Source organism: Pseudarthrobacter sp. NPDC058329 (assembly GCF_042879835.1).
Taxonomy (GTDB): domain Bacteria; phylum Actinomycetota; class Actinomycetes; order Actinomycetales; family Micrococcaceae; genus Arthrobacter.
The window spans coordinates 20021-46159 of sequence record NZ_JBHVZR010000019.1 but is presented as its reverse complement, the minus strand read 5'-3'; the positions used below and the strand labels follow the sequence as shown (position 1 = coordinate 46159).

25 protein-coding genes are annotated in these 26139 nt (G+C 66.3%); 17 read left to right on the top strand and 8 right to left on the bottom strand.

All coding sequences use genetic code 11. The features are described from left to right. The 8 genes from ACFVYC_RS19310 (at position 1) to ACFVYC_RS19275 (ending at position 8935) form a co-directional block, all read left to right on the top strand. Positions 1-945 (top strand): ABC transporter ATP-binding protein, encoded by a 945-nt coding sequence (locus ACFVYC_RS19310; RefSeq protein ID WP_387553293.1) that lies wholly within the window; start codon positions 1-3, stop codon positions 943-945. After that, on the top strand, positions 938-1768 hold the full coding sequence (locus ACFVYC_RS19305; RefSeq protein WP_104045890.1) for an ATP-binding cassette domain-containing protein: 831 nt from the start codon (positions 938-940) through the stop codon (positions 1766-1768). Before ACFVYC_RS19310 ends, ACFVYC_RS19305 begins: the two co-directional genes overlap by 8 nt. 36 nt (positions 1769-1804) lie before the next feature. Beyond that, positions 1805-2794, top strand: coding sequence for an aldo/keto reductase (locus tag ACFVYC_RS19300; RefSeq protein ID WP_387553291.1), 990 nt, complete (start codon positions 1805-1807; stop codon positions 2792-2794). Positions 2795-2850: 56 nt separating this feature from the next. After that, on the top strand, positions 2851-3642 hold the full coding sequence (locus ACFVYC_RS19295) for an HpcH/HpaI aldolase/citrate lyase family protein (protein WP_387553289.1): 792 nt from the start codon (positions 2851-2853) through the stop codon (positions 3640-3642). 5 nt (positions 3643-3647) lie between these two features. Further along, entirely contained in the window at positions 3648-4892 is a 1245-nt protein-coding gene (locus ACFVYC_RS19290) for an exo-alpha-sialidase (protein ID WP_387553287.1), read from the top strand. Further along, the gene (locus ACFVYC_RS19285) at positions 4889-5569 is read left to right on the top strand and encodes an SDR family NAD(P)-dependent oxidoreductase (RefSeq protein WP_387553284.1); all 681 of its coding nucleotides are present in this window, start codon (positions 4889-4891) and stop codon (positions 5567-5569) included. The genes ACFVYC_RS19290 and ACFVYC_RS19285 overlap by 4 nt, the downstream gene beginning before the upstream one ends. 204 nt (positions 5570-5773) lie before the next feature. Next, positions 5774-7012 (top strand): S8 family serine peptidase, encoded by a 1239-nt coding sequence (locus ACFVYC_RS19280; protein WP_387553282.1) that lies wholly within the window; start codon positions 5774-5776, stop codon positions 7010-7012. Between the two features lie 156 nt (positions 7013-7168). Further along, positions 7169-8935 carry a gamma-glutamyltransferase family protein gene (locus tag ACFVYC_RS19275; RefSeq protein ID WP_387553364.1) on the top strand — a complete coding sequence of 589 codons (1767 nt, stop codon included), beginning with the start codon at positions 7169-7171 and terminating at the stop codon, positions 8933-8935. A gap of 54 nt (positions 8936-8989) precedes the next feature. On the opposite strand, the gene ACFVYC_RS19270 is transcribed toward ACFVYC_RS19275, so the two are convergent. Next, positions 8990-9268 carry a hypothetical protein gene (locus ACFVYC_RS19270; protein ID WP_387553280.1) on the bottom strand — a complete coding sequence of 93 codons (279 nt, stop codon included), beginning with the start codon at positions 9266-9268 and terminating at the stop codon, positions 8990-8992. Positions 9269-9416: 148 nt separating this feature from the next. Further along, the gene (locus ACFVYC_RS19265) at positions 9417-10355 is read right to left on the bottom strand and encodes a LysR substrate-binding domain-containing protein (RefSeq protein ID WP_387553278.1); all 939 of its coding nucleotides are present in this window, start codon (positions 10353-10355) and stop codon (positions 9417-9419) included. 239 nt (positions 10356-10594) lie between these two features. Between ACFVYC_RS19265 and ACFVYC_RS19260 the strand changes: the two genes are divergently transcribed. Beyond that, on the top strand, positions 10595-11713 hold the full coding sequence (locus ACFVYC_RS19260; RefSeq protein WP_387553276.1) for a PrpF domain-containing protein: 1119 nt from the start codon (positions 10595-10597) through the stop codon (positions 11711-11713). A gap of 12 nt (positions 11714-11725) precedes the next feature. Next, positions 11726-13171, top strand: a complete 1446-nt coding sequence (locus tag ACFVYC_RS19255) for an SLC13 family permease (RefSeq protein WP_387553274.1) — start codon at positions 11726-11728, stop codon at positions 13169-13171. Between the two features lie 94 nt (positions 13172-13265). Here ACFVYC_RS19255 and ACFVYC_RS19250 read toward each other — a convergent pair whose 3' ends face one another. After that, positions 13266-13718, bottom strand: a complete 453-nt coding sequence (locus ACFVYC_RS19250) for a DUF4383 domain-containing protein (RefSeq protein WP_387553272.1) — start codon at positions 13716-13718, stop codon at positions 13266-13268. Between the two features lie 663 nt (positions 13719-14381). Here ACFVYC_RS19250 and ACFVYC_RS19245 point away from each other — a divergent pair. Then, entirely contained in the window at positions 14382-14585 is a 204-nt protein-coding gene (locus ACFVYC_RS19245; protein WP_066274236.1) for a cold-shock protein, read from the top strand. Between the two features lie 52 nt (positions 14586-14637). On the opposite strand, the gene ACFVYC_RS19240 is transcribed toward ACFVYC_RS19245, so the two are convergent. Next, complete coding sequence (locus ACFVYC_RS19240) at positions 14638-16491, bottom strand: SARP family transcriptional regulator (protein WP_387553269.1); 1854 nt, start codon at positions 16489-16491, stop codon at positions 14638-14640. Between the two features lie 544 nt (positions 16492-17035). Beyond that, positions 17036-17770, bottom strand: a complete 735-nt coding sequence (locus tag ACFVYC_RS19235; RefSeq protein WP_387553267.1) for a FadR/GntR family transcriptional regulator — start codon at positions 17768-17770, stop codon at positions 17036-17038. A gap of 192 nt (positions 17771-17962) precedes the next feature. Here ACFVYC_RS19235 and ACFVYC_RS19230 point away from each other — a divergent pair, with 192 nt between their 5' ends. Both ACFVYC_RS19230 and ACFVYC_RS19225 read left to right on the top strand, forming a co-directional pair. Further along, positions 17963-18499: a gluconokinase gene (locus ACFVYC_RS19230; protein ID WP_387553265.1), complete on the top strand. Its 537-nt coding sequence runs from the start codon at positions 17963-17965 to the stop codon at positions 18497-18499. Positions 18500-18549: 50 nt separating this feature from the next. After that, positions 18550-19953 carry a GntP family permease gene (locus ACFVYC_RS19225; protein ID WP_387553263.1) on the top strand — a complete coding sequence of 468 codons (1404 nt, stop codon included), beginning with the start codon at positions 18550-18552 and terminating at the stop codon, positions 19951-19953. A gap of 79 nt (positions 19954-20032) precedes the next feature. Here the strand turns inward: ACFVYC_RS19225 and ACFVYC_RS19220 are convergent, their stop codons facing one another. Then, positions 20033-21619, bottom strand: a complete 1587-nt coding sequence (locus ACFVYC_RS19220; protein WP_387553261.1) for an alkaline phosphatase D family protein — start codon at positions 21617-21619, stop codon at positions 20033-20035. Between the two features lie 85 nt (positions 21620-21704). Further along, positions 21705-22091, bottom strand: a complete 387-nt coding sequence (locus tag ACFVYC_RS19215; protein ID WP_387553259.1) for a TfoX/Sxy family protein — start codon at positions 22089-22091, stop codon at positions 21705-21707. A gap of 176 nt (positions 22092-22267) precedes the next feature. On the opposite strand from ACFVYC_RS19215, the gene ACFVYC_RS19210 reads away from it, so the two are divergent. The 3 genes from ACFVYC_RS19210 (at position 22268) to ACFVYC_RS19200 (ending at position 24923) form a co-directional block, all read left to right on the top strand. Further along, positions 22268-23092 (top strand): SDR family NAD(P)-dependent oxidoreductase, encoded by an 825-nt coding sequence (locus tag ACFVYC_RS19210; RefSeq protein WP_387553257.1) that lies wholly within the window; start codon positions 22268-22270, stop codon positions 23090-23092. An 86-nt stretch (positions 23093-23178) separates the two neighbouring features. Next, a complete protein-coding gene (locus ACFVYC_RS19205; RefSeq protein ID WP_387553255.1) occupies positions 23179-24288 on the top strand; it encodes a glycosyltransferase in 1110 nt (369 codons plus the stop codon). 11 nt (positions 24289-24299) lie between these two features. Beyond that, entirely contained in the window at positions 24300-24923 is a 624-nt protein-coding gene (locus ACFVYC_RS19200) for an FMN-binding negative transcriptional regulator (RefSeq protein ID WP_387553253.1), read from the top strand. 3 nt (positions 24924-24926) lie between these two features. On the opposite strand, the gene ACFVYC_RS19195 is transcribed toward ACFVYC_RS19200, so the two are convergent. Further along, positions 24927-25478, bottom strand: coding sequence for a dihydrofolate reductase family protein (locus ACFVYC_RS19195; RefSeq protein WP_387553251.1), 552 nt, complete (start codon positions 25476-25478; stop codon positions 24927-24929). Between the two features lie 230 nt (positions 25479-25708). On the opposite strand from ACFVYC_RS19195, the gene ACFVYC_RS19190 reads away from it, so the two are divergent. Beyond that, entirely contained in the window at positions 25709-26134 is a 426-nt protein-coding gene (locus tag ACFVYC_RS19190) for a hypothetical protein (RefSeq protein ID WP_387553249.1), read from the top strand. Positions 26135-26139 lie beyond the last annotated feature (5 nt).

The window sequence follows — 26139 nt, the reverse complement described above, 5'->3', positions numbered from 1 at the left end:
ATGACCGCCTCCACTGAAACCAAATTCAAGGAGCAGCCGCTGCTGGAGGTCCGCGACTTCCAGGTGGAACTAATCACCGCCGGCGGCATCATCCGCGCCGTGGACTCCGTCAGCTTCAGCATCCACCGCGGCGAGACGGTTACCATCATCGGTGAGTCCGGCTCAGGCAAGTCGACGACGGCGATGGGCATCCTCCGCCTGCTGCCCGAGGACCTTGCGGTACTGTCCGGCACCGTGATGATTGACGGCGTCGACATCAGCGCCGATCCCAAGGCCATCAACAAGGTGCGCGGCAAGACCCTCGCCCTGATCCCGCAGGACCCCATGACGGCGCTGAGCCCGGTCCACTCGATCGGGAACCAGCTGTTCGAGGCCATCCGGATTGCCGGTGCCGCCTCCGCCAAGGACAAGGGCGCGCTGCAGGCCCGGGCCATCCGGCTGCTGGAGCAGGTGCACATCCCCACCCCGGAGAAGCAGCTGAAGAAGTACCCGCACCAGCTCTCCGGCGGCATGCTCCAGCGTGTGCTGATCGCCATCGCGTTGGCTTCCGAGCCGCAGCTGCTGGTGGCGGACGAGCCGACGTCGGCCCTGGACGTCACCGTGCAGGGAGGCATTTTGGACCTGCTGCTGGAACTGCAGGAACAGCGCGGCATCGGCATCCTGATGATCACGCACGATCTTGGCGTGGCCAGGCTGATCTCGGACCGCATCCACGTGATGAAGGACGGCTCGTTCGTTGAGTCCGGTGAGGTCCAGCAGATTGTGGACCACCCCGCCACCGAGTACACCCGCAACCTGCTGGCCGCAGTGCCCGTGCTGGGGCCGTGGGACGAGACGCCTGCTGCTGGCGACGGAGGCACCCGGGGAGCGCACGCCGTCGGACGCCATGCTGACCCAACCACCACTGACCCAGCCCTGACCCAGACCGGAGCAACCCATGAGTAAGCCGTTCCTCGCCGTCGAAAACCTGGTGGTGGACTACCACGTGCCGGGCGGGACCTTCCGGGCCGTTGACGACGTGTCCTTCTCCGTGGACAAAGGCAAGACCATCGCCGTGGTGGGTGAATCCGGCTGCGGCAAGTCCACCATCGCCAAGGCACTGATGCGGCTGGTGACCCCCACCAGCGGGCGGATCGACCTGGACGGCACCGACATCGCGTCCATGAGCGAGGCCAAGCTGCGGCCCATGCGCTCCAAGTTCCAGATGGTGTTCCAGGACCCGTACGGTTCGCTGGACCCGCACATGACCGCGCAGGAGATCGTGGCCGAGCCGCTGAAGCTGCAGGGCGTCCGGTCCAAGGCGGAACGGCACAAGGCGGCCGCGAAGCTGATCGACCAGGTGGGCCTGCCCGTCCGGTCCCTGGACAAGCACCCGGGGGAGTTCTCCGGCGGCCAGCGCCAGCGCATCGGGATCGCCCGGGCGCTCGCGTCCAAACCCGAACTGCTGGTCTGCGACGAGGCCACCAGCGCGCTGGACGTGTCCGTGCAGGCGCAGGTGCTGCGGCTGCTGAAGTCCATCCAGGACGAAACCGGCATCACCTACGTTTTCATCTCGCACAACCTTGGAGTGGTGCAGGAAATCAGCGATAGCGTCATGGTGATGCAGAAGGGCAAGCTGGTGGAACACGGCACCACCGCGTCCGTGCTGACCGCCCCCAAGGAGGACTACACCCGCAAACTCCGCCGCGCGGCACTGGACCCCTCCACCATGACGGGCCTGAAGCCGCGGCACCTGGTCCGGTCCCTGGCGCTCGCCAACCAGGCCTAATCCCTTTTGAACCACGCAACCACGAGGAATCAACGCATGAGCAAGCAGCCCGAAGGCGCCACGGTGGACGGCCTGAAACTTCCCATCTCCCGGCTGGTCCTGGGGACCATGACGTTCGGTGACACTGCCGATGAGGCCACCGCGGGCCGGATGGTGGAGGAGGCGCTCGACGCCGGCATCACCACCATCGACACCGCCAATGCCTACGTGGGCGGTGTCACCGAGGAGATGCTCGCGCGGCTTCTAAAGGGAAAGCGCGACGGCGTCATCCTGGCGTCCAAGGCCGGCATGCCCCATGCGGACCACGGCTCCAATACGCCGCTCTCACCGGCCGGGCTGCGTGCCAGCGTGGAGGGGAGCCTGCGCCGGCTGGGTACGGACAGCCTCGACCTGTTCTACCTGCACCAGCCGGACCGGGCCACGCCGTTGGCTTCCACGCTTTCCACGGTTGCCGAGCTGGTGGCCGAAGGAAAGATCGGCGCGCTGGGCGTGTCCAACTTCGCGGCCTGGCAGATCGCCGACGTGGTCCACACGGCGCGCGAAGTGGGTGCGCCGCAGCCCGTCGTCGCTCAGCAGCTCTACAACCTGGTGGCACGCCGGCTGGAGGAGGAATACCTCGAGTTCGCCGCCACGCACAACGTGCACACCATGGTCTACAACCCGTTGGGCGGCGGGTTGCTCACCGGCAAGCACAGCTTCGACGCCAAACCCACCGAGGGCCGCTACGGCGATTCCAAGCTGGCGGCCATGTACACGCAGCGGTACTGGGACAAGCAGCTGTTCGAGGCGATCGGGGAGCTGTCCGGCATCGCTTCCGGTCTTGGTGTTCCGCTGGCCGAGCTGTCGCTGCGCTGGCTGGCCTACCGTGACGGGGTGGGGTCGATGCTGCTGGGCGGGTCCAAGGTGGAGCAGCTCCGCGCCAACATCGCCGCCGTGGCCAACGGGCCGCTGCCGGCCGACGTGGTGGAAGCCTGCGACGCCGTGGGCACCTCGCTGCGCGGCCCGATGCCCGCCTACAACCGCTGATACTTTCCTTACTTATTGACCGACTTTCTGTACTGAATCGACACTGAAGGACTCTGATGACTTCCGAACTGGCCACCGAATTCGCCCGCAAGATCCGCGCCCGTGAGCAGGCGGTGGGCTACTGGGCGGTGCTGGACGCACCCGTGGCCACCGAACGCATCGGCCGCCTGGGCTACGACTACGTTGCCCTGGACGCGCAGCACGGCCTGCTCGGCTACTCGGGGGTGCTGAACGGGCTGATGGCCATCGACGCCGGGCACACCGCCCTCGGCATGGTCCGGGTGGAAGCCAACGACTTCACCGCGATCGGCAAGGCACTGGACGCCGGCGCCGTGGGCGTCATCGTCCCGCTGATCAACAACGCCGACGACGCAGCCGCCGCGGTGGCCGCGGCGAAGTACCCGCCGATGGGCGGCCGCTCCTACGGGCCCATGCGCTCGGCGCTGCGGATCGGGCCGAAGCCTGCCGACGCCAACGGCACCACGCTGGTGTTCGCCATGATCGAGACGCCCGAGGGGCTGGCCAACGTCAAGGAAATCTGTGCCACCCCGGGGCTCGACGGCATTTACGTGGGACCATCGGACCTCAGCATCGCCGTGGGCGGTGCCTTCCCCGGTGATCCCCAGGTTGAAGCGGAATTCACCGCCGCCCTGGAAACCATCGCCGAGGCCGCCGCCTCCGCAGGCATCGCCGCCGGCATCCACACCCCTGCCGGCACGGTCGCGGCGCAGCGGCTGACGCAGGGCTACACGTTCACCACCGTTGCTTCGGACCTCACGCACCTGGAACAGATCGCGAAGTCCCACCTCGACGCCGCGCGCTCCGCTGCTGGAACCAAGGAGAACTGATTCCCATGCCGAACACCACCACCAACGAGTACAGCACCATCACCCCGGACGGGGCCGTGAAGCGGGCCGACGGCGCCCACTTCGCCTACCTGCCGGCACCCACCGTGCAGAGCCACGCCGCGAACCTGCTCACCCTTCCCGACGGCCGGCTTGGTTGCGTCTGGTTCGGCGGCACCCAGGAAGGCGTGCCGGACATCTCCATCTGGTTCTCCGCGCTGGAACCGGGCAGCACCCAGTGGTCCGCGCCCGAGCAACTGTCGGATGATTCCGCCCGCTCCGAGCAGAACCCCATCCTGTTCACCGCGCCGGACCAGACGCTCTGGCTGCTGTACACCGCACAGAAGGCGGGCAACCAGGACACCGCCGAGGTCCGCCGTCGTATTTCCACGGACAGCGGCCGCACCTGGGGGCCCGTTGAAACCCTGTTTGCCGCGAACGAAACCGGCGGCGTGTTTGTCCGCCAACTGCCGGTGGTGCTGCCGTCCGGCCGCCTGATCGTGCCGATCTTCCGCTGCATCACCACGCCGGGGGAGAAGTGGGTGGGCAACAGCGACGACAGCGCCGTGATGATCTCCGACGACGCCGGCGCCACCTGGTCCGAACACGTCCTGCCCGGCAGCCTGGGCTGTGTCCACATGAACATCCAGCCCGTGGCTGACGGCTCCCTGCTGGCCCTGTTCCGCAGCCGCTGGGCGGACTCGATCTACGAATCCCGCTCCACCGACAGCGGGTCCACCTGGAGCGAGCCGGTCCCCACCGAGCTGCCCAACAACAATTCGTCCATCCAGTTTGTTGCGCTCGCCGACGGCCGCCTGGCCCTGGTGTACAACCACAGCCGGGCGGAGGCTTCCACTGAGCGGCGCCTCTCGCTCTACGACGAGATTGACGACGACGGCCTGGCCGAGGAACAGGGCCAGGTCGCGGAGCCGGACGCTGCAGCTTTCTCCGGGGACGACGGCGTCAAGCGCGCCTTCTGGGGCACGCCGCGCTCGCCGATGACGCTGGCGATCTCCGAGGACTCCGGCCGTTCCTGGCCCATCCGGCGGAACCTGGACGTGGGGGACGGGTACTGCCTGTCCAACAACTCCCGCGACGGGCTCAACCGCGAGTACTCCTACCCGTCCATCCACCAGGGCCCGGACGGTGCCTTGAACATCGCGTACACGTACTTTCGCCAGGCCATCAAGTTCGTCCGGGTGGACCCGCAATGGGCGTACGAGGGTAAGTCCACGCCTGGCGGGGCCGAATGACGGGACCGAAGCATGCCGTTGTCACCGGGACGAGCTCGGGGATCGGCAAGGCCATAGCTGAACGCCTGCTCGCCGACGGGTGGCGGGTGACCGGGCTGAGCCGGACCGAGTCCTCCCTGGGAGAGGGCTTCCAGTGGCTGCAGGCCGATCTGTCGGAGCCGGAGTCGTTGGGGAGCGTGGTCGAGGCGATCGGGCCCGCGGATGCTTTGGTGCATGCGGCCGGGTTCCAGCGGACGGCGCCGCTGGGGGAGCTTGATCCCTCGGCGTTGGCCGGGATGTTCACGGTTCACGTCGCTGCGGCGTCCGTGCTGGCCAATGGTTTGGTGCCGTCCATGCCCGACGGCAGCCGGATCGTTCTGCTGGGCAGCCGCACCTCCACGGGGTCGCCGGGCAAGAGCCAGTACGCGGCGACGAAGGCTGCGCTGATGGGGCTGGGCCGGACGTGGGCGCAGGAGCTCGCGCCGCGGGGGATCACGGTGAACGTGCTCTCCCCGGGCCCTACCGACACCCCGATGCTGAACGACCCCGGCCGCGCCGCCACCCCGGTGCGCCTGCCGGCCCTCGGTGCCCTAGTGGACCCGGACGACGTGGCAGCCCTGGCCGCATTCCTCCTGGGCCCGCACGGCAAGTCGATCACCGGCCAGAACTACGTGATCTGCGGAGGCGCCTCCCTCTAACCCCAACGCTCTATCACTTGATGCGCCTTTTCCCGGCACCCTCTATCACCTGATGCGCCTTCCCCGGCCACCCTCTATCAGCTCCTGCCGCATCCTTGACCCGGGAAGAACCGACAGCGGCGGCCCCCGCAACCCCACGCACCGCCGTCGGGTTTTATCCGAAAGCCCCTATCCAGACCGTGAAGTTCGGCGCACTATGTCTGGATGAGGAACAACCTGGCAGCTGGCCTTTCAGCACTCTTCATCGCGCTTGGCGGAATCACGGTGGCGGCCCCCGGCGCCGCAGCAGAATCGGAACACACCAAAGGCCAGATCCTCGTGAAATTTCGCGACGACCGCGCGGCCGCAGATGTGCTGAAACAGCATGGCCTGAGTGACGGTCCCGCTGTGGGCAGCACCGCAGCGCACCTGATCAAAGTGCCTTCCGGTAAGGAACTTCAGCTCGTCGACGCCCTGAGCCGGGACTCCATGGTTGAGTATGCCGAGCCGGACCATGTGGCCACTGCAACTACAGCTGACCAGTATTTCCCCCGCCAGTATGCTCTGCAGAACGATGGCCAGTCGTTCACCAACACCAATGGCGACATCACAATTGCCGCCGGCAAAGAGGACGCCGACGTTGACGCCGTGGAAGCCTGGAGTGTCACCACCGGCAGCGGTATCAAGGTTGCTGTCATCGATTCAGGGGTCGCAACTGACAACCCTGACATCACTCCAAAGGTTATTGCCCGCGCCAACTTCAGCACTGCACCAACCAGCGAGGACCACTACGGCCACGGCACCCATGTAGCGGGCATTATCGCCGCCGCCGCGGACAACACGATTGGTGTCGCCGGCGTGTGCCCGGGCTGCACCATCCTGTCTGGCAAAGTCCTCAACGACAACGGTGTCGGATCCGCATCGAGTGTTGTCAGTGGAATCAACTGGGCCGTGTTCAGTGGTGCCAAGGTCATCAACATGAGCATCGGTGCACCCGCATCACGGACCCTCGAAACTGCCATCAACAACGCCTGGAGGAGGGGCGTTGTGCTGGTGGCAGCCGCAGGCAACGGAAATAGTGAGGCCAAGAATTATCCAGCGGCTTACCCCAACGTCATTGCGGTCGCTGCCACCGACAACACCGATGCAAGAGCCCCGTTCTCAACCTTCGGAGCCGACTGGGTGGACATCGCAGCGCCGGGCGTCGATGTTTACGCGACCTTTCCGAACCACGCCTTCGTCCTGGGTGTGCAGAATAACCGCTCCCAGGGTTATGACGTGGCCAGCGGTACATCCATGTCTTCGCCGATAGTTGCTGCCACTGCCGCACTGGTCTGGAGCTCCGATCCGGATGCCTCGCCCGGGTCAGTCCGGGCAAGAGTGGAGTCCACCGCTGACAGTGTCGCCGGCACCGGCACGTACTGGGCCAACGGCCGCGTCAACGCGAACAACGCCGTCCGGTAGCCAAGCCCGAGACCCCGCCAGCCTGGCGCACCCATAACCAGCGACACACCGCGCAATAGCTGTGGACCTCGCGCCCGCCAGCCGAAAGAATCAAGCGTGACCTACACGCCTGCGCAGAGCTTCACCAGCCGTCCCACCCTTCAAGGCACGTTCGGCATGACCGCCTCCACCCACTGGCTGGCTACCGCCTCAGCCCAGGCCGTACTGGAGCGCGGCGGAAACGCCTTCGATGCCGCCGTCGCCGGAGCGTTCGTCCTGCACGTCGTCGAACCGCACCTGAACGGTCCGGGCGGGGACATGACCGCTGTGTTCGTTACTGCCGGCAACCCCTCGGAGCCGGTGGTGCTGATGGGGCAGGGCCCCGCCCCGGCCGCGGCGACCCGGGAGCATTACCTGGCCGAAGGGCTGGACCTGGTGCCCGGCGCCGGTGCGCTCGCCGCCGCCGTTCCCGCCGCCGTCGACGCCTGGCTGCTGCTCCTGCGGGACCACGGCACCTGGGAACTGGCCGACGTCCTGTCCTTCGCGATCGGCTACGCCCGCGACGGCCACCCCGTCCTGGACCGCGTCTGCAGCACCATCGCCTCGGTGGCGGGGCTCTTCACCGAGCATTGGCCGACGTCGGCAGCACTTTGGATGCCGGACGGGCAAGTCCCAGCGGGCGGAGACCTCGTGAAGAACCCCGCCTACGCCGGTGTCCTCGAGCGTCTTATCGCCGCCGGGGAGCCGGGAGCGGGGGAGGAGACCGGGACGCGGGAGGCGCGGATCGACGCCGCCCGGCTGGAATGGCGCGGGGGCTTCGTGGCCAAGGCCGCCGTTGAATTCCTGGCCAAGCCGCACCGCCACTCCTCCGGCACGGACCATGCAGGCGTCATCACGGAAGCGGACTTCGCCGCGTTCTCGGCCGGTTACGAACCCGCTGCCACCCTCGAGTTCCGTGGTTTCACCATTGCCAAGACCGGGCCCTGGGGGCAGGGGCCCGCGCTGCTGCAGACCCTCGCGATCCTGGATGGGTTCGGCGACGACTTCCTGGACCCGTCCACCGCCCTCGGCGCGCACACCATCCTGGAGGCGCAGAAGCTGGCCATCGCCGACCGTGAGGCGTACTACGGGGATGCTTCGGTTCCGCTGGACTACCTGCTGAGCCAGTGTTACGCAGCCGAGCGCCGGCAGCTGATGGGCGAGCAGGCCTCGCATGAGTTCCGTCCCGGCCTGGTGCCGGGCCACAAACCCTTCCTGCCGCCGCTGCGCACGGAGTACCTCCCGCCGTCGGCCGCTGAACGCGGTCCCGCCTTCGCCGGCGTTGGCGAGCCCACCGTGATGCCCACCGGGGAGACACGCGGGGACACGTGCCACATCGACGTGGTGGACCAGTGGGGGAACATGGTGTCCGCCACGCCGTCCGGCGGCTGGCTCCAGTCGTCCCCTGCCATCCCCGGGCTTGGCTTCTGCCTGGGCACCCGGCTGCAGATGACGTGGCTCGAGGACAACGCGCCCTCCGCGCTGACCCCCGGCAGGCGGCCGCGCACCACACTGTCTCCCACGCTGGTGCTGAAGGACGGCAAGGCGGTGGTGGCCCTCGGTTCTCCGGGCGGGGACCAGCAGGACCAGTGGCAGTTGCTGTACCTGCTCCGCACCATCGTGGGCGGCTACGAGCCCCAGCAGGCCATCGACGCGCCCGCCTTCCACACCACCTCCGTCCCCGGCTCCTTCTGGCCGCGCACGTGGACGCCGGGCGGTGCCGTTGTTGAGGACCGCCTGGGGGAGGACGTGATCACCGAACTTCAAGAGCGCGGGCACGTGGTCACGCGCGCCGGGGACTGGGCGTTGGGCCGGCTGTCAGCGGTGGTGCGGAAGCCTGGCACTGGCGTGCTGATCGCCGCCGCGAACCCCAGGGGAGCGCAGGGCTACGCGGCGGGACGGTAGCGAGGCAGAAAACCCACCGACAAATTCTGCGGAAGAAGCGCGATCACTTCGCCGTTACGTGCCGGGCCCCGGGGACAGGACGTTAAGCCCGGAGTTCACCGCTGCTGCCAGGAGTTCCTGGTCGTAGGCCACTAGGACGTCGGCCTGCAGGCGGATCGCGGCCGCCAGGTGGATGGCGTCAGCACTTTGGAGCCTACCTGGCAGGGCTGCGGCGTACGTGAGGTCCGAGCGTGCAACATCCACCAGGTTGATGCCGCCCAGAACCGAACTCACCAGTTCGCTGGAGATGCCGTGGCGGTGCCCCGCGCAGAGGAGCTCGGTATAGAGCAGCATGGACGCCGCCAGCGCGACTTCACCGTTGTTGGTGACTTAGATCGTCTCCCCGTTTCTCACGCGCTCAAGGATCTTGCTGCTCTGGTTGCGGAGTTCTCGGTGCGGAATTGTTGTCATATGTGCCTCCGGAGCAAGGGTACGTCAGGCTCTAGAGGTACTCGCCGGCCCGTTCACTCGCGATTTCCAGCAGGGTGGACTGGAAGGCGACCTCGGCCGGGGCGTAGACCTTGTCCTGGCGCTGCGCCAGGAGCACCCGCCGCAACGGCGCCGCAGGGCCGAGGCTGAGCACCCTCACATCGGGATGCTGCAACGACACGGCGGTCTTGGGCACCATGGCCACGCCCATTCCCACGCTGACCATCGCCTGGGCCTCCTGGTAATCGTTGGCCAGGAAGCCGATGGCGGGTTCGAACCCGGCGTCGTGGGCCGACCGCTGCAGGACTTCCACCACCGGGTGCGCCTCCGCGCGCACAATCCACGACTCGCCGCGGAGATCCTCCATGCTGACCTGCTCCCTGCCGGCCAGCGGATGGCCCCGGGCCACGAGGATCACGGTGCTCTCCTTAAACACTTCCGTCACCCGGATGGACTCGTCCTGGAACGGATTCCACGGGTAGTCCCACAGCAGGCACAAGCCGGTGACCCCCGACTCCAGGTCCCCGACAAGTTCGTCGAAGCGGGCACTGCGCAACGAGAGGCCGATGGCGGGGTAGCGCTTCTTGAAGGTCCGGATGACGAGGGGCATAAAGGACCCGGCCAGGGTGGGAAAGGTGCCAACAGTCAGGGACCCCCGCTTCAGGCCGCCGATCTCGCCCAGGTCGGACTGGGCCGCCTTCATCTGCCGGACAATCTTTCGCGCATGCCCTGCGAGGACCTGGCCAGCCTCGGTAGGCACTACCCCGCGGGAGCGGCGGTTGAGCAGGGGCTGGCCCACCTCCTGCTCGAGCTTTCGCAGCTGCTGGGAAACCGCCGACGGCGTGTACATCATCAGCTCGGCTGCGGCGGTGATCGATCCCTGTTCCACTACCTCCAGCAGCAAGGCCAGCCGGCGGATATCGAACAACGGCTGCTCCTCTTCGTTAAGCATCGCTTTACCCTTCCGCTATTTTCGTTGATTCCCTGCACGGGGACCGGCAGGCCGCCTCAGCCCAAGGCCCTCACAGCGTCCCCCGCGAGCCGCCAGTCATGCACCAAGCCTTCTGGCGCCAGTGATTGAAGCAATGCTACATACCATCTCACAAATCGAACATTGTCCTAAAGTGTGATCTGGCTCAATCTTTTCCCAGGCCCTCAACAAACTTTGAGGCGAAGGAGAGGTGGAAGTCGATGAAGATCGAAGCGGAATGGATGCGCGGAGGCACCAGCAAGTGCTGGGTGTTCGAGGCAAAGCATCTTCAGGAAGGCGGCACCAGCCTTGACGTGCTGCTGCCGCGGCTGTTCGGCAGCCCCGACGCACGGCAGATCGACGGCGTTGGCGGTGGCACCTCGACCACCAGCAAGGCGATCATCGTGCACCGGCCCGTCGGCGCGGACGTCGACGTCGAGTACACCTTCGCCCAGGTGGGCATCGAGGAAGCCGGCGTGGACTGGGGCAGCAACTGCGGGAACGGCTCCGCGGTTGTAGGCCTGTACGCGATCGAGAAGGGGTGGGTGGTCCCCACCGGCGACGTCACCAGGATCGTCACCCGCAACACCAACACCAACCAGGTCATCGTCCAGCGCGTGCCTACCCCGGCAGGTGCCCTGCCCATCGTTCCGGACGGACAGATGCCCGGAGTGCCGTTCCCCGGCTACCCCGTGGGACTCGGGTTCCAGGACCCCGCCGGCAAGACCACCGGGGCCCTGCTCCCCACCGGCGCGGCAACGGACACCATCACCGCCGGTGGGTCCCTCTGGACAGTGTCAATGGTCGACGCCGGCGCTCCCGTTGTGATGGTCCGCGCCGAGGAGCTGGGCCTGGACCCCGCCCGCTACGACACCTGGCGCGCAGGTGTGGAGCTGCAGCTGGAGACGCTGGAGCAGGTCCGGCGGCAGGCTGCCGTGCTGATGGGGCTGGCCGCCACGGCAGACGGTGCCGCGCGGGCAATCCCCAAGCTCGCCGTCGTCGCCGCCCCCGCCCCGGGAAACGCCGGCTGCGACGTCAACGTCATGATGCTCTCCATGGGCAAGCCCCACCCGGCCCTGGCCATCACCGGCAGCATCGCCCTGACCCTTGCCGCCCGCACTCCGGGCACCGTGCTGCACGCCATCACGGGCGGGGCCGTGGGAAGCACCCTTCGGCTGCGTACCCCCGCCGGGGTGATCGAGACCTGGAGCGAGGAGCACAACGGAACCCTGCTCGTCGGCGTCGACCGCACCGCCCGCACCATCGCCACCACCATCATCCACCTCCCCGAGGTTTCGGGCAGCTGCGCAGCTGCCGCCCTCGCGGGAACCACTCAATGAGGAGTAAGCACCATGACCAGCACCTTGAACCGTACCGCTGCCCCAAAGGGTGACACCGAAGACAAGCGCCCTGAGCGTGCCAACCGCCGCCGCCGTATCCTACTCTTGGCGGTGGCCGGTCTAACGATCCTGGGTCTGGCTGCCCTCGTTCTGGGGGGTGGCATCCTCAACCCGGCGGCCACCGCGGAACCGGAGCAGAGCATGACCGCTATCCAGATCATCCCGCTCGTCATCCTCGTGGTGATGTTCGTCGTCGCCACAAAGTGGCCGCTGAACATCGGCGTGATGGGGCTGGTGGCGTCGTTCGGCGTCGGCTACTTCATGCTCGGGATGACGGACAAGCAGATCCTCGAAGAGTTCCCGGCCAGCATCGTCCTGACCATCATCGGCGTCACCTACTTCTTCAGCATGGCCCAGCGGAACGGCACCATCGACATCATCGTCCAGACCTGCGTGCGCCTTGTCAGGGGCAAGACCCTGCTGCTGCCGTGGGTGTTCTTCCTGATGGCCGCCGCGCTCACGGCACTGGGCACCTTCTCTCCCGCCGCCGTCGCGCTGCTGGCACCCGCGGCAATCGGCTTCGCCTACGAGTCACGCATCCACCCCGTTGTAATGGGCGCCTTCATTATCAACGGCGCCCACGCCGGCGGCTTTTCGCCCCTGTCCGTGGCCGGCGTGCTGGTGCACAACATCGCGGTTGATAACGGCTTTCCCATCTCCCAGGGCTCACTGTTCATTGCCAGCTTCGCCCTGAACCTCATCCTCTCCGTGCTGACCATTGTGGTGTTTGCCCTCCTGGGCAAGCTGCGCGACGGCGAGGGCGGCCAGCTTGCCGACGTCGACACCGCCCGCGCCGGCCGTCCCCATGGCCAGCAGATCCTCACGCTGGTCCTGATCGCCGCGATGCTGGTGTGCACCCTGGGCTTCCATATGCCCATCGGTTTTGTTGCCCTGTCCGCCGGCCTCGTGCTGGCGCTGATCAACATCAAGGAACACCAGACGTTTATCGGCGGCGTCTCCTGGTCAACGGTCCTGCTGGTGGCCGGCATGATCACCTACGTTTCCCTGCTCCAGCACGTGGGCGTCATCGACACCCTCGCCGAGCACGCCCTCGCACTCGGTGCTCCGCTGCTGGTGGCGCTGGTCCTCTGCTACGTCATCGGCGTGGGATCCGCTTTCGCCTCTTCCACGGCTTTGCTGACGGCGTTCATCCCGCTGGCCGGGCCGCTGCTGGCCACGAGCACCCTGAGCGCTTCCGGAACGGTCGCGGCTCTGGCCATCGCCGCCACCGTGGTGGATGTCTCGCCCTTCTCCACCGATGGTGCCCTGGTGGTTGCCAACGCCCGCGAGAACGACCGCCAGCGTGTCTACAAGCAACTGATGGCGTACGCCGGGGGAGTGGTGCTGGTGGCTCCGGCCCTGGCCTGGGCCATGCTGGTGCCCACCGGCATCATGTAAACCCGGTTCCACCCCCGCACAACAATGGCCCCGACCGCAGCGGACGCTGCAGTCGGGGCCATTTGGCGCGGCGGGGTGGCGCGCGGCAACTGTCTTAAGCGCGTGCCTTGGCGTCGCCCTTGGTCAGGATCAGAGCCAGTGCCACCATGCCGACGCCGAGCAGCAGGTGCAGGATGTTGTCAGCACCGTTCACCGGAACGAAGTTGCCGGCGGTGTCCTGGGGGATCACCAGGCCATAGACGAAGAGGACCAGGTAGATGATGCCGCCGTAGAGGAGGAAGGAGCGGGCTCCGGATGTGGTCTTCGCCAGGACGATGCCGGCCACGCCGAAGAGCAGGTGGACGATGTTGTGCAGGGCCGAGACCTGGAAGAGGCCCAGCAGCATGGCCTCGGAGTGGTGGCCGGCGAGGTGCAGCTGGTCGTAGTTGCCCGTGATCCCCGGTATGAAGCCCAGGACGCCGACCAGCAGGAACACTGCCCCCACGGCCATCGACGCCTTTTGCACGTTGGTGCGGGTTGCCACACCGGTGTTCGTGTGTGTTGCCATGGTGATCTCCTGTATGCGATGTCTGTTTATGAGCCAGCTGGTTTTGCCTGCCAACCCAAGGGGTTACGCCTGCTATTCGCTCTGTACCGCATCGCGGATGGGTTTGTTGCGGAAACAAAAGTGAAGGGCTGGACGGAGGCAAACGGCGCGTCCCGCCGTCGCGCTACATTTCGAAGCCATACCGCACCCGGTGTTGGTGAATCCACAATCCAGTCTCGATTGCTGCGGCCAGGAGGTCCGCGTCGTAAGTGACCAGGTGGGTAGCAAGTGGAGTGTGCGGAGAAACGTTGCCCCGGGCTCTGCCGCGAAGTCGCTGACAGGATTCCCGGCGCATTATTCGAAGTGCTGGAAGGTCAGGGCCATCAGCCCTTCCAAGAGGTTCCGGATCAGTGGAACGCCCGGGTAGGTGCCTTTTGGGAGAGCGTCGATCCGGCCCCTGAACTGTGAACTCCTGGGGCAGTAAGGGCCCTGCATCGGCCGGTGGTAATCGCTGCCCGAAATGTCCTGTAGTGTTGATCCTGTTGTTGTGTTTATGCAGTTGGTAGTTCAGGCAGTACGCGCGGTCGAAAGTCCGCGTTCTTCTGAAGTAGCGGTTTTGAACACCCCACACCGGAGGACCCGAAAGTCGGGACTTTTCCTCCACCTTCACGAAGGACAAAAATAATGGCTACTGGTACCGTCAAATGGTTTAACGCTGAAAAGGGCTTCGGCTTCATTTCCCCCGATGACTCCTCACAGGACGTTTTCGCACACTACTCTGCGATCGCTTCCTCCGGCTTCCGCTCACTCGAAGAGAACCAGAAGGTTTCCTTCGAAACCGAGCAGGGCCCCAAGGGTCCCCAGGCCGTAAACATCCAGTCCCTCTAATTTCTTAGGGAAACTGGGGCCTCAGGGTTTCAAAGTTTGAAAGCAGGGCCGGTCACTGACCGGCCCTGCTTTTTGTTAACCCAGGTGTTTGGTTCGGCCTGTTCAGCCATTGGTGCCGCTGCGCCAGGAAGGCCGCCAGCGCAGGGTTGTCGATCTCCTTCGCCAGCCAGGGAACTGCCTGTGCTGCCCCTTCATCACCGAGCATGGCCCGATGGGACTGCCCGCGCACCACGAACTCCCGCATCCCGCTTCGGCTCGCCAGCTCTACCAGCCGCTCTACGAAGGCAGCAGCACGCGGTGACCGGCTGGCAACGGACACTTCCGCCGCCGTATCCGGCAGCCGGGCCGAATACCAGAGGTACCACGGTTTGGGTTTGAGGCCCCGGTCTATCCAGTGCTCGGCAGCTGTGAGATCGCCGTGCTCCACGAAGAGCCGAGCCTCGGCACCGGCTGCCAAGGCCATGTAGCAGTGATCGCCGGCCAGTTCGGCCATCACCCAGGAGCGGTCGATCAGGCCCGCTGCCTGCTCCAGCTGCCCGGCGGCCAGGTAGGTCTCTCCGCGCACCCCGGCCACGAACGGCTCGAAGGCCGTCCAGTGTTCCTCCGCGATCCAGACCAGTGCCCGGTCCAGGGAGATGGCCGCCTGCTCGAGCTCTCCGCGGAGCAACCGAACACGGCCCAGCAGCGCCTCGCTGAATGCCTGCTGCCGGCGGTTCCCCACAGCCTTGGCCAGTCTTCCGGACTCCGTCAGCGCGGTCACGGCGGCTTCATACCGTGCGGTGTCTGAGGCCAACATGCCCTGGATCGCGAGCACTCTCGCCTGTTCGTCCGGGAATCCCTCGGCCGCCAGCATCGCCCGGTCCAGCCAGCCGGCAGCGCGGTCCGGAACACCCCGCTGCACGGACAGGTAGCCCAGCTCGCGGTACGCGGCAGCGGCAGTCCGGGAAGCGCCGTCGGGCCCTTCCGCCTGCAGTGCACGGTGCAGGAAGTCCGCCACCTCAGCGCCGCGGCCGCCCGCCTGATGGATCAGCGCCGCGGACAACGTCACCAGGGACTCGGCGAGCAGATGGGTGTTGCCGGTGCGCTGGGCCAGCACCACTGCGAGCCGCAGCTGCTCCAGCCCCCGGTCCACGGCTCCCGCCCAAAGTGAAGCACCGCCGGCGTCGAGATAGGACCGCACTGTCGCTTCGGTTGCCGGCATTCCGGGATCCGCCTCCGGAGCGGCAGCGGAAAGTGCCCGACGGATTTCCGAGGGCAGCGGCAAGCCGAGCTCCTGCCGGTAGAGGTTGCCGCACTTGGAGACGTGCTCGTGGGCCCGGCGGTGCTCACCCAAAGCCACGAGCGCCTTGACCAGGACGGCGTTGCTGTCTGCGTGGAAGGGATTTCTTTCCAAAGCCAGGGTTGCAAGCTCGGCCGCCTCCCCGGGAGCGCCGGAAGCCAGAGCCGCCAGGGCTGCCTCGTAGAGCAGTGACTGGACCACGTTATCGAGGCGGTAGCGCTGGTCCGCCAGCCACGAATCGAAGACGGGGCAGTCTGCGAAGGACAACCCCTCCAGTAACTGGCCGGTGAAGCCGCGGGGCTCAAGAGCAGGATTGGCGGCTGAATCCACCACTTCCAGTGCATCGCAGTGCCATGGCGGCAGCAGCTCCAGCTGCAAAGGATCTCCAGCCACCGTGACGCCGTCGAGGGCACGCCGCAACTCGGACAGATTCCAGCGCAGGGCACCGAGGGGATCGGCGGCATCCGGAAACAGCAGCGATGCCGTGCGGGATCTGCTGGTTCCATCGGCCTGCAGCGCGAGGTAGGCAAACACAGCCCATGCTTTGCGGCCTCTGGGCTGGACGGGAGTTGTGCCGGGTGACTCGATGGCGGGGGGACCGAGGAGCCGAATCCAATTCTCGGCCATACGGTTCATGGTACCGCCGGTGGCTCCCGGCGTCTTCGGCGTTCACACGCTTGCTCACACGCCCGCCGCACACACTCAAATCACCAAATCCGCCCACACTCACAAGAGGCACAAAACAATGGAACTGATCGGCTTGCTGCTATTTGTTCTCTGGGTTCTCATCGTTACCATTTGCACCGTCCTGACAGACGGCCGGAGACACCGGGGACACACACCCGACCTCCGCTCCACGAAGCAGTGGTCGGCAGGCAACCTTCCCAGTGAGTCCTATGCATCGCTGCTATGACTGTTGCGTCCGGCAGGTGTAGGCATCGGATGGAACGACGGCGGGAAGCCGGCTAACCTGCCGGCTGCAGCCACGCGCCAAGCAGCAGGGATGGGCCGGTCACAGACCGGCCCATCCCTCTGTTAGCCCTTCCGTTGCTTTCTTGAGCGGGCCCATTGCCCAACTGACTGCGGCATTGGCGGCCGTGGCCCGCTCGGACGCAGCCGGCCAGCACCGTTCCTGCGGGCCCGGCCGACCTCACCGGGAAGCCAGCCACTGCTAGTGCAGCCCCATCGCGTTCCGGACCTCGTCGAGGATGTGGTGCATCCCGGCCTCCGCAGCGACGGCGTCCCCGCCCGCCACGGCAGCAGCAACATCCTCGTGCGCCTGCAAAGCCTCATTCCGCGGCTTGAACGGCATGAGCCCCTGCTGGGTGCGGCTGGTGAGCACCTCGGCCACCATGCCTTCGAGCGCGAGGAACATCTCGTTGCCGCAGCTCTCCAGCAGCAGGCAGTGGAACTCGATGTCGGCCGCCAGGAACGCCTCCAGCTCGCCGGCCTCACCCAGGCGGCGCAGGTCGGCGGCCAGGGACGTCAGCTTTGCCCGCTCGGCCGCACTTGCCCGCCGTGCTGCCCCGGCCGCGGCAATGGGCTCGACGGCGATGCGCAGCTCCGTGAGGCTGCTGTACTGGATCTCGCGCCGGTCCGAGGCCAGCCGCCAGCGCACCAGCTTGGGATCAAAGACGTTCCAGAACCGGCGCTCCTGCACCACGATCCCCACCCGCCGGCGCGAGTAGACCAGGTTCATGGATTCCAGGACCTTCATGGTGTCCCGGGCAACCGTGCGGGAGATCCCGTACTCCTGCTGAAGCCCCTCCAGCGTGAGCCGGCTTCCGGGTGGCAGATCGCCTGAGGCGATGGCGACGCCAACCGCCTCCAGGACGCGTCCCTGCATCGCGGGGGAGGGCCCGCCGTCGTGCGCGTTCTCTGGGTCCAGTGGTGTCGCCGTCGACATCTTTCCTGCCTTCCTCTGCGCCTGCGCGCTGCACCAGCTTAGCGAAAGAAGCCGCAAAGGTATGACTTGTGGCCCGAAAAGATAGTATCTATCGTCACAAATGGTGATACCTTATCTCCAGCGCACTTCCTGAAGCTGCGCACAACGAGCTTCTTCACTAAGCCAACGGCGTCTTCTTCGGAGGTAATACACATGCAGTATCCAGCCACACACCTGGTGGTGATGGGCGTTGCCGGTTCCGGCAAGTCCACCATAGCGGCGGCTCTCTCCCGGCAGCTTGGCTGGGCCTGTGCCGAAGCGGACGAGTTCCACCCGCAGGCCAACATCCAGAAGATGACCCAGGGCACCCCGCTGCAGGATGAGGACCGCTGGCCGTGGCTGCAGGAAATCCAGAACTGGATGACTGCCAAGGCGCAGGCGGGAGACAGCACAGTCCTCACCTGCTCCGCCCTCAAGCAGAGCTACCGGCAGCTGCTGGCCCAGGCGGAGGGCAGGGTCCTGTTCCTCCACCTTCACGGCGAAGCGGACCTGATCGGCCAGCGCATGCAGGGGCGGGAAGGCCACTTCATGCCGCCCACGCTCCTGCCCAGCCAGCTGGCAACTTTGGAACCCCTGAGTGATGACGAACTGGCTGCCGGAAGCCTCCGCCTGGACATCTCGAAGTCCCCGGAAGAGCTGGTCAGGACCATCATCGCATCGCTGCAGCTTTCCGAAGACCCCACTTCCTAGAGCCGTTCGGCTTCACATTTCCCCAATAAATTCTGTTTCAAAGGAGAACCATGGTCATCGAAGGATGGACCCAAACGCTGGGCGCAGGCCCCCTGCTGCTCATCGCTGCGGCCGCGATTGTCGCGCTGCTGTTCCTTATCATCAGGTTGCGGATGCACGCGCTGATCGCCCTGATCGTCATCAGCCTCGCCACTGCCTTTGCAACGGGAATCCCCGCCAACCAGGTGGTGCCGGTGCTGATCAACGGCTTTGGAACAACGCTGGGCACTGTTGCCCTGCTCGTCGGCCTGGGCGCGATGCTCGGCCGCATCGTCGAAACCAGCGGCGGCGCCAAGGTCCTCGCTGATTACCTGATCGGCGTCTTCGGCGAAAAGCGGGCGCCCTTCGCATTGGGCCTGGCGTCCCTGATCTTCGGCTTCCCCATCTTCTTCGACGCCGGCCTGGTGGTTATGCTGCCCGTCGTCTTCGCAGTTGCCCATCGCCTCGGCGGGGGAGTGCTCCGCTACGGCCTGCCCGCCGCCGGCGCGTTCTCCGTGATGCACATCTTCCTGCCGCCGCACCCGGGCCCGGTGTCCGCCGCAGCCTTCTTTGACGCGAACGTGGGCCTGGTGATGATCGCCGGCCTCATCGTGGCCATCCCCACGTGGTATGTCACGGCCTACCTCTTCGGCCTCTACACCGGCAAGAAGCTTGTCCTGCCCGTGCCGGAACTGCTGGGCCACGCCAGCGCCGAAGCCGAGTCCCACCCGCCGCGCTTCCGCACGATTGTTGGCCTGCTGCTCCTGCCGCTCCTGCTGATCTTCATGAACACCGGCCTCAACACGCTGGCCTCCTCCAACGTCCTGCCCGAAGGCGTCAAGGACGAACAGTGGTACCAGATCCTGCGCACCATCGGTGAAACCCCGGTGGCCCTGCTGATTGCCGTCCTGGTGGCGGTGTACGTCCTGGGCAAGCGCCGAGGAACTGATGGCGGTGCCATCGAGAAACTGCTCGAGTCCTCCCTGGGGCCGGTCTGCTCCGTCATCCTCATCACCGGCGCCGGCGGCATGTTCGGTGGTGTCCTGCGCACCTCCGGCATCGGCGCCGCACTGGCCGACGTCCTGGGCGACCTGGGCATCCCGCTGATCCTGGCCGGCTTCCTGATCTCCTCGATCCTCCGTATCGCCCAGGGCTCCGCCACCGTGGCACTCACCACCACCGCCGGCCTCATCGCCCCCGCCGTGGCGCTGGCCGGACTGAACGGGATGCAGGTGGCCGCGCTGGTCATCGCCGTGGCCGCCGGCTCCGTAGTGGTTTCCCACGTCAACGACTCCGGCTTCTGGCTGGTGGGCCGCTTCTTCGGCATGGATGTCAAGACCACACTGAAGACCTGGACCGTGATGGAAACCCTCATCGGCGTCATGGGCTTTGCCATCGCCGCCGTGATCTTCCTGCTCGCCGGACTGGCGGGCTAGTTTCCCCCAACTGACTCGCAGTTGACGTCGTGAAAACGGATATTCACGACGTCAACTGCGGGCTCTTTCGTTTAAGGGGTTACGCCTGCAGGCCGGGGACGCCGTCCTCGATCTTGAAGGAGCGCAGGGTCCTGACCGGGGAGCCCGGCGTCGTGACATGGTCCAGCACACGGAAGTCGGCGGTCATCGCGTCCTTGGTAATCTTCGTGTTCACGTAGCCGCGGGAATCGTTGTAGAACTTCAGATGCGGGTTCCAGGCCATCGTCGGATCCGTGGTAGAGCCCGTGCCGTTGCCGGTGGACGTGATGGACGTGCACACGAGCTCTGAACCGACCACCGGCGACGCGGGGTCCTTGTAGTCCACCTTCAGGTCGTTGGCCCAGTTGCGGTGCACGTCGCCGGTCAGTACGACGGCGTTACGCACCTTCGCATCCACCCAGCCCTGGGTGATGCGGCGGCGGGAGGCAGCGTACCCGTCCCAGCCGTCCATGGAGACATCGTCCACCTCGAGGGCCTGCGCGCGGTCCCGCTCGGCGAAGAACACCTGCTGGCCCAGGATGTCCCAGCGCTGGGTAGAATCCCGGAACCCGTCCAACAGCCACTTTTCCTGCTCGGCGCCGGTGATGGTGCGGTTCTCCGCGAGGCGCTCGGCCACGTTCTTCCGCCAGCCGTCGCCCGCGAGCTGGTCGTCGCGGTACTGCCGGGTGTCCATCATGTGGAAGTTGGCCAGCTGGCCCCACTGGATGGTGCGGTAGATCTTCATGTCGAATCCGGCCGGGACGGACGAGGTACGCAGCGGCATGTTCTCGTAGTACGCCTGGAACGCGGCGGCGCGGCGCTGGCGGAAACGCTCGGTGGTGTCGTTGAGCTGGCCGGCATCCCGGTTCTCGGGGATCTCGTCCGCCCAGTTGTTGTCCACCTCGTGGTCATCCCACACCACCAGCCACGGCGCGATGGCGTGGGCGGCCTGCAGGTCGGCGTCGGACTTGTACTGGGCGTGCCGCTGGCGGTAGCCCTGCAGGGTGGTGGTCTCGGGGCCCTGGTGGTCGCGCGGGTTGCCGCCGCCGATCACGTAACTGTCCTTCTTGTACTCGTACAGGTAGTCGCCCAGGTGCAGCACCAGGTCCGGGTGGTCCTGGGCGGCGAGGCGGCTGTAGGCGGTGAAGTAGCCGTGCTCGTACTGCGAACAGCTGGCGAACGCCATGGCCAGTGCGGCCGGCGTCTCGTGCAAGGCCGGGGCGGTCAGTGTGCGGCCCACCGGGCTGATGTGACGGCCGCTGCGGAACCTGTAGAAGTATTCACGGCCCGGCTTGAGGCCCTTGAGCTCCACGTGGACGGAGTGGGCGGTTTCGATCCGGGCATGTTCGACGCCGCGGGCTACTACCCTGCGCATACTTGGGTCTTCGGAAACCTCCCAGGCCACGGGGACCTGGCGCGACGGCATGCCGCCCAGGCCGTCCTCGGCCAGGGGGTCCAGCGCGAGGCGGGTCCAGATGACGAAGCCATCAGGCCACGGCTCACCGGAGGCGATGCCGAGCAGGAAGGGATCGGTGCGGAGGCCGGCGTCGTCAGCGATTGAGGTGGCGACGGCGGCACCCGGCAGGGCGCCGACGAGGCCGGCCCCGAGGCCGGCGGAAATCAGGGATCTGCGTGAGATGTTGTCCATGCGTTCGACCGTAGGGAGGCCGGTTGGACAGGTTCTGAGGAGGACGTGAATGACCGGTTAATTACGTGACAAAAGCTGTCGTGAACTACTTCCCCGCTGTCCGGGCTTTTGAAGCCTTCGGCTCCTTCGGCGGAAGCTCCGCCACATACTCGAAGGCTTTGTGGATCCAGGCCTTCGCCCGGGCGTCGTCGCCGTCACCTTCCTCATTCCACATCTCCGGGAGGCCGGTGTAGCCGCCCATCGGGCGCCCGGCAGGCCCAAAGGGGACGGTCCGCTCAGAACCTTCGAGTTCCTGCCGGTCCTCCGGGGAAAGCTTGATGCCGACCGTAGGCCCGAACAGTCCCGCGAACATGTTGCCGTTCACGAACGCGCCCAGGTTGCGGAACATCGGCTTGACGGTGACGTCCGGGTGGTCCGGAACCAGGGACCGGAAGCGTTCCTTGTCCTCATCTGTTGCTTTTGGCATCTCCATGGCGGTTCCTCCCCGAGGTTTGGCTGTTGTGTGCAGGATATGCCGTGGCGAGGCTGGCGGTACAGCAACCGGGCACTCAGGCGCGTGAGGGGAACACCCGGCGCGCCGCCGTCGTTGTGCCAAAGGCAGTGCGCACCATCCGGGCGCTGACGCCTTCCCCGACCAAAGGACATCCCTTGACTCCTCGCACCATCGTGATCACCGGCGCCAGCGACGGCATCGGCGCAGCAGCCGCCCGGACGCTGGCGGAGGCAGGGGAGCAGGTGGTGATCGTTGGGCGTTCCGCGGAAAAGACCCGGACCATTGCCAAGGAGCTCAACGCCGACTACTTTGTCAGCGACTTCTCCGAGCTCGAGCAGGTCCGCACGCTCGCCGCGCAGCTGAAGTCCGACTACCCGCGCATCGACGTCCTAGCCAACAACGCCGGCGGCATCATGGGCAGGCGCACGCTCACCGTGGACGGCAACGAGTCCACGTTCCAGGTCAACCACCTCGCGCCGTTCCTGCTCACCGGCCTGCTGATGGACAAGCTCACCGCCAGCAACGCCAAGGTCATCAACACCTCCAGCGCCGCCAACGGCTTCGGCAAACTCGACCTGTCCGACCTCACCGCCGAGCGCAGCTACTCCACCAACCGCGCCTACGGCACCGGCAAGCTCGCCAACATCCTTTTCACCTCCGAGCTGGACCGCCGCTACGGGGACCAGGGCGTCACGACGGCGGCGTTCCACCCGGGCGTGGTCCGCACCAATTTCGCGGCCGAGTCCACCAGCCCCTTCCGGCACGCGTACAAAACCGTGCTCAACCGGTTTATGCTCACCCCGGACCAGGGTGCCGACACCCTGCTCTGGCTCATCAACGGCATGCCGGGCAAGGACTGGTTCTCCGGGGCCTTCTACACCAAGCGCGCCTTGGCCAAGGCGAACCCCCAGGCGTACGACGCCGGGCTGGCGCGCGGGCTGTGGGAGAAGAGCGAAGAGTTGGTTGGAGCTACTTCCTAGACGTCAAGAGCCGTAGCCCAGAGGCGGCGGGGAGGACTACACTTCTGCCCACCGGTCAGTAGCGTCGCTGAGGGCAGGAGAATCAAGTGCGGAACTTCCTCTTTGCAACCCTCGACGCCGGCGGGAACGTGCCACCCGCGGTGGGCATTGCCCGCGAACTGATAAGTCTGGGGCACCGGGTGCGTTTTCTGGGTGAACCCCGGCAGGCTGCTGCGATAGAGGCATCGGGCGCCGAGTTTCTGGCGTACCACCGTTCGCCGGGGATGGACCCGACAGAGCAAATGACCGCACTGCGTGAAATGTCGATGATGCTGACCGTGTTTGCGAGCGCCGGAGTCGCACAGGACGTGGTGGAAGAAGCGCGGAAGGAACCCCCGGATGTGGTGATCGTGGACTGCCTGCTGCTGGGCGCGGTGGCCGCCGCGGTGAAGGCCGGGTTCCGCACAGTGCCCCTGGTGCACAGCTTCTACGCATTTTTCAATGGCCCCTTCCGGCGGAATCCCCTCACGCCTGCGCTGGCCCTTCGCGGCTTGGGCCCGGGCAGGGTCATGAAACAGAGCCACCGGATTCTGGTGGCCGCGGATCCGCACCTGGACCCGGCAAGCAGGCTGAACGGGCACGGCAAGGTGGTCTGGTCCGGTGCGGTGGTGGACGTCGACAGGCCGGCGCAGCAGCTCATGCCCGGTGCCACGCCACGCGTCCTGGTCAGCTTGTCCACCACGGCCTTCAACGGGCAGGAGGCCTTCCTGCAGAAGGCCATGAACGCGGTGGCCGGTTTGCCGGTGGAGGTGATCCTGACAACCGGGCCTGCCATTGCTCCGGCGTCGATCCAGGCACCGAAAAACGTTACAGTCCACCGGTACCTTCCGCACAAGGAGGTGATGCCTGACTGCGTTGCCGTGCTTGGACATGGCGGGCATGCCACCACGATGCTCGCCCTGGCGCACGGACTGCCCCTGGTGATCGCGCCGATGCACCCGATGCTCGATCAGCGGATGGTGGGCCAGGTGGTGCAGGATGCCGGAGCCGGACTGCTGATCAAGCCTTCGGCCTCCGCAGATGAGATCGCCAGCGCCGTTGAAAAGGTCGTTAGCCTGCCGGCCTTCGGTGCGGCGGCGGAAAGTGTGGGACGGCGGCTCCGCGAAAGCCGCGGAGCCCGGACCGGTGCGCGTACGCTGATAGAAATGGCCACCTGAAGGACCCACCCTTGTATATTCCCGCGCACTTCGCCGCAGACCCGCACGCCGTGCAGCAACTCCTGGCCCGGCCGGGTGCGGCCAATCTGGTCACGATGACGGACCAGGGCTTGCTGGCCACGCTGCTGCCCTTCGTCTATGAGCCGTCGGCGGGGGAGCTCGGCGCACTGCACGGCCACCTGGCCCGGAACAATCCACAGTGGTCCAGCGCCCCTATCGGCGAAGCGCTGGTGATCATTGAGGGACCGGATGCCTATATCTCGCCGTCCTGGTACGCGTCCAAAGCAGAGCACGGGCGGGTGGTGCCCACCTGGAACTACACCACGGCTCACGTCTATGGGGAACTCAAGATCTATGACGACGCCGAATGGCTGGCCCGGCACGTCCGGCGCCTGACAGGCCTGCACGAGGGGGAACGGGAGCACCCCTGGTCGGTGGATGACGCGCCGGAGCGGTTTATCGCCGGACAGTTGCGTGCGATCGTGGGCGTGGAACTGGTGATCAGTAGGGTCGAGGCGAAGGAGAAACTCAGCCAGAACCGCTCAGACTCTGACGTGCAGAGTGTAGTTGCCGGTCTCCGCGCCACTGGGCAGGAAGCCAGCGCAGCCGCCGTCGAGCGGGTGCGCCGGGGCTGATCCCTACCCGTCCAGCCGCCCGTAAGTGCTGATCACGTTGCCCTTGCTGGTGCGGGACTGGTCCTGCAGGACGAGCCGGGTGGTGGGGTCGCCGTCCTCGAAGAGGCGGCGGCCGCTCCCGGCCACTACGGGGTGGGTCATCAGAGTAAGGGAATCCAAAAGTCCAGCGAACAGCAGCTGCCGGGTCACTGAGATGCTGCCGCACACGGCGATCTCGCCGCCGTCGCGCTCCTTCAGCTTCCCCACAAACTCCTCCAGTGGGGCATCCATCAGCTGCGAGTTCTGCCACTCCAGCGGCTCCTTCAACGAACGTGATGCCACAAACTTCTCCACCGGGTTGATGAAGGCGGCAAAGTCCTCGTCCACCGAGGCGTTGGGCCAGTAGGCCGCCCACTCCTGGTAGCTGACGCGGCCCAGCACCACCGTGTCCACGGTTTCCATCATCCGGGTCAGGCCCACGCCGAGTTCGTCATCGAAGCTGTCGAACTGGAACTTGTACGGATCCGACACCACCCCGTCCACGGAATGAAACAGGCCGGCAGTGACTTTACGCATGAGGACCTCCAGGGTGGCGCCAACGGTACGGGCAGGCCGGCGGCGGGGCCGGACAGCACCACCGTAATGGGTGGTTCACCGGCAGGGAAGAGGGCCTCCATCGGCGCCACGGGGCAGACACGCGTTAGGTTCGTCACCACCCCCTGCGTGTTGCCGGAATTCGCGGCCCGGCAGCCCCATACTTGTCATGAGCGGCTGTTGCCGTGCCCCGGCCAGGCAGGAGGAAGTGCATGGAAACCCTGAAGAAAATCGTGTCCAACCAGTATTTCCCGGCCGGTGCCGTACTCACCGCCGTGGTCCTTTTCTGGGCCGTGGGACTTTTGGGCGGGTTGTCCCTCCTGCACAACAACCAGCCCCCGCTGACCACCCTTACGTGGATACTGTTCGTCTACGGAGCGGCGGTGCTCACCCCGCTGGCCGGCGTGGTGGCAGCCCTGGACCTGGTCCGGCGCTGGAAGCGGAACCGGGCTGCCGCCGAAGCAGGCGCTGTGGATGCACTCGAGGCCTTCGAGGAACCGGAAGCAGCTTATGTTGAGCCAGCACCCGGGACAGAACAGGCCACTGCCCCGGCAACCACGCCATCCCCGGCACAGCAAGCCGCGCCCGTTGCACCCAAGAAGAGCGCGAAACAGCCCGGACGCAAGCAGGCAGCCTAAAGCGA

What these genes read in the sequence shown, in the direction of transcription:
- ACFVYC_RS19225 (WP_387553263.1), top strand. Translation starts at nt 18,550, where the DNA reads ATGGTCATCGAAGGATGGACCCAAACGCTGGGCGCAGGCCCCCTGCTG.
- ACFVYC_RS19255 (WP_387553274.1), top strand. Translation starts at nt 11,726, where the DNA reads ATGACCAGCACCTTGAACCGTACCGCTGCCCCAAAGGGTGACACCGAA.
- ACFVYC_RS19300 (WP_387553291.1), top strand. Translation starts at nt 1,805, where the DNA reads ATGAGCAAGCAGCCCGAAGGCGCCACGGTGGACGGCCTGAAACTTCCC.
- ACFVYC_RS19295 (WP_387553289.1), top strand. Translation starts at nt 2,851, where the DNA reads ATGACTTCCGAACTGGCCACCGAATTCGCCCGCAAGATCCGCGCCCGT.
- ACFVYC_RS19245 (WP_066274236.1), top strand. Translation starts at nt 14,382, where the DNA reads ATGGCTACTGGTACCGTCAAATGGTTTAACGCTGAAAAGGGCTTCGGC.
- ACFVYC_RS19195 (WP_387553251.1), bottom strand. Translation starts at nt 25,478, where the DNA reads ATGCGTAAAGTCACTGCCGGCCTGTTTCATTCCGTGGACGGGGTGGTG.
- ACFVYC_RS19215 (WP_387553259.1), bottom strand. Translation starts at nt 22,091, where the DNA reads ATGGAGATGCCAAAAGCAACAGATGAGGACAAGGAACGCTTCCGGTCC.
- ACFVYC_RS19265 (WP_387553278.1), bottom strand. Translation starts at nt 10,355, where the DNA reads ATGCTTAACGAAGAGGAGCAGCCGTTGTTCGATATCCGCCGGCTGGCC.
- ACFVYC_RS19280 (WP_387553282.1), top strand. Translation starts at nt 5,774, where the DNA reads ATGAGGAACAACCTGGCAGCTGGCCTTTCAGCACTCTTCATCGCGCTT.
- ACFVYC_RS19305 (WP_104045890.1), top strand. Translation starts at nt 938, where the DNA reads ATGAGTAAGCCGTTCCTCGCCGTCGAAAACCTGGTGGTGGACTACCAC.
- ACFVYC_RS19190 (WP_387553249.1), top strand. Translation starts at nt 25,709, where the DNA reads ATGGAAACCCTGAAGAAAATCGTGTCCAACCAGTATTTCCCGGCCGGT.
- ACFVYC_RS19270 (WP_387553280.1), bottom strand. Translation starts at nt 9,268, where the DNA reads ATGCTGCTCTATACCGAGCTCCTCTGCGCGGGGCACCGCCACGGCATC.
- ACFVYC_RS19220 (WP_387553261.1), bottom strand. Translation starts at nt 21,619, where the DNA reads ATGGACAACATCTCACGCAGATCCCTGATTTCCGCCGGCCTCGGGGCC.
- ACFVYC_RS19235 (WP_387553267.1), bottom strand. Translation starts at nt 17,770, where the DNA reads ATGTCGACGGCGACACCACTGGACCCAGAGAACGCGCACGACGGCGGG.
- ACFVYC_RS19240 (WP_387553269.1), bottom strand. Translation starts at nt 16,491, where the DNA reads ATGGCCGAGAATTGGATTCGGCTCCTCGGTCCCCCCGCCATCGAGTCA.
- ACFVYC_RS19260 (WP_387553276.1), top strand. Translation starts at nt 10,595, where the DNA reads ATGAAGATCGAAGCGGAATGGATGCGCGGAGGCACCAGCAAGTGCTGG.
- ACFVYC_RS19275 (WP_387553364.1), top strand. Translation starts at nt 7,169, where the DNA reads ATGACCGCCTCCACCCACTGGCTGGCTACCGCCTCAGCCCAGGCCGTA.
- ACFVYC_RS19310 (WP_387553293.1), top strand. Translation starts at nt 1, where the DNA reads ATGACCGCCTCCACTGAAACCAAATTCAAGGAGCAGCCGCTGCTGGAG.
- ACFVYC_RS19250 (WP_387553272.1), bottom strand. Translation starts at nt 13,718, where the DNA reads ATGGCAACACACACGAACACCGGTGTGGCAACCCGCACCAACGTGCAA.
- ACFVYC_RS19285 (WP_387553284.1), top strand. Translation starts at nt 4,889, where the DNA reads ATGACGGGACCGAAGCATGCCGTTGTCACCGGGACGAGCTCGGGGATC.
- ACFVYC_RS19230 (WP_387553265.1), top strand. Translation starts at nt 17,963, where the DNA reads ATGCAGTATCCAGCCACACACCTGGTGGTGATGGGCGTTGCCGGTTCC.
- ACFVYC_RS19290 (WP_387553287.1), top strand. Translation starts at nt 3,648, where the DNA reads ATGCCGAACACCACCACCAACGAGTACAGCACCATCACCCCGGACGGG.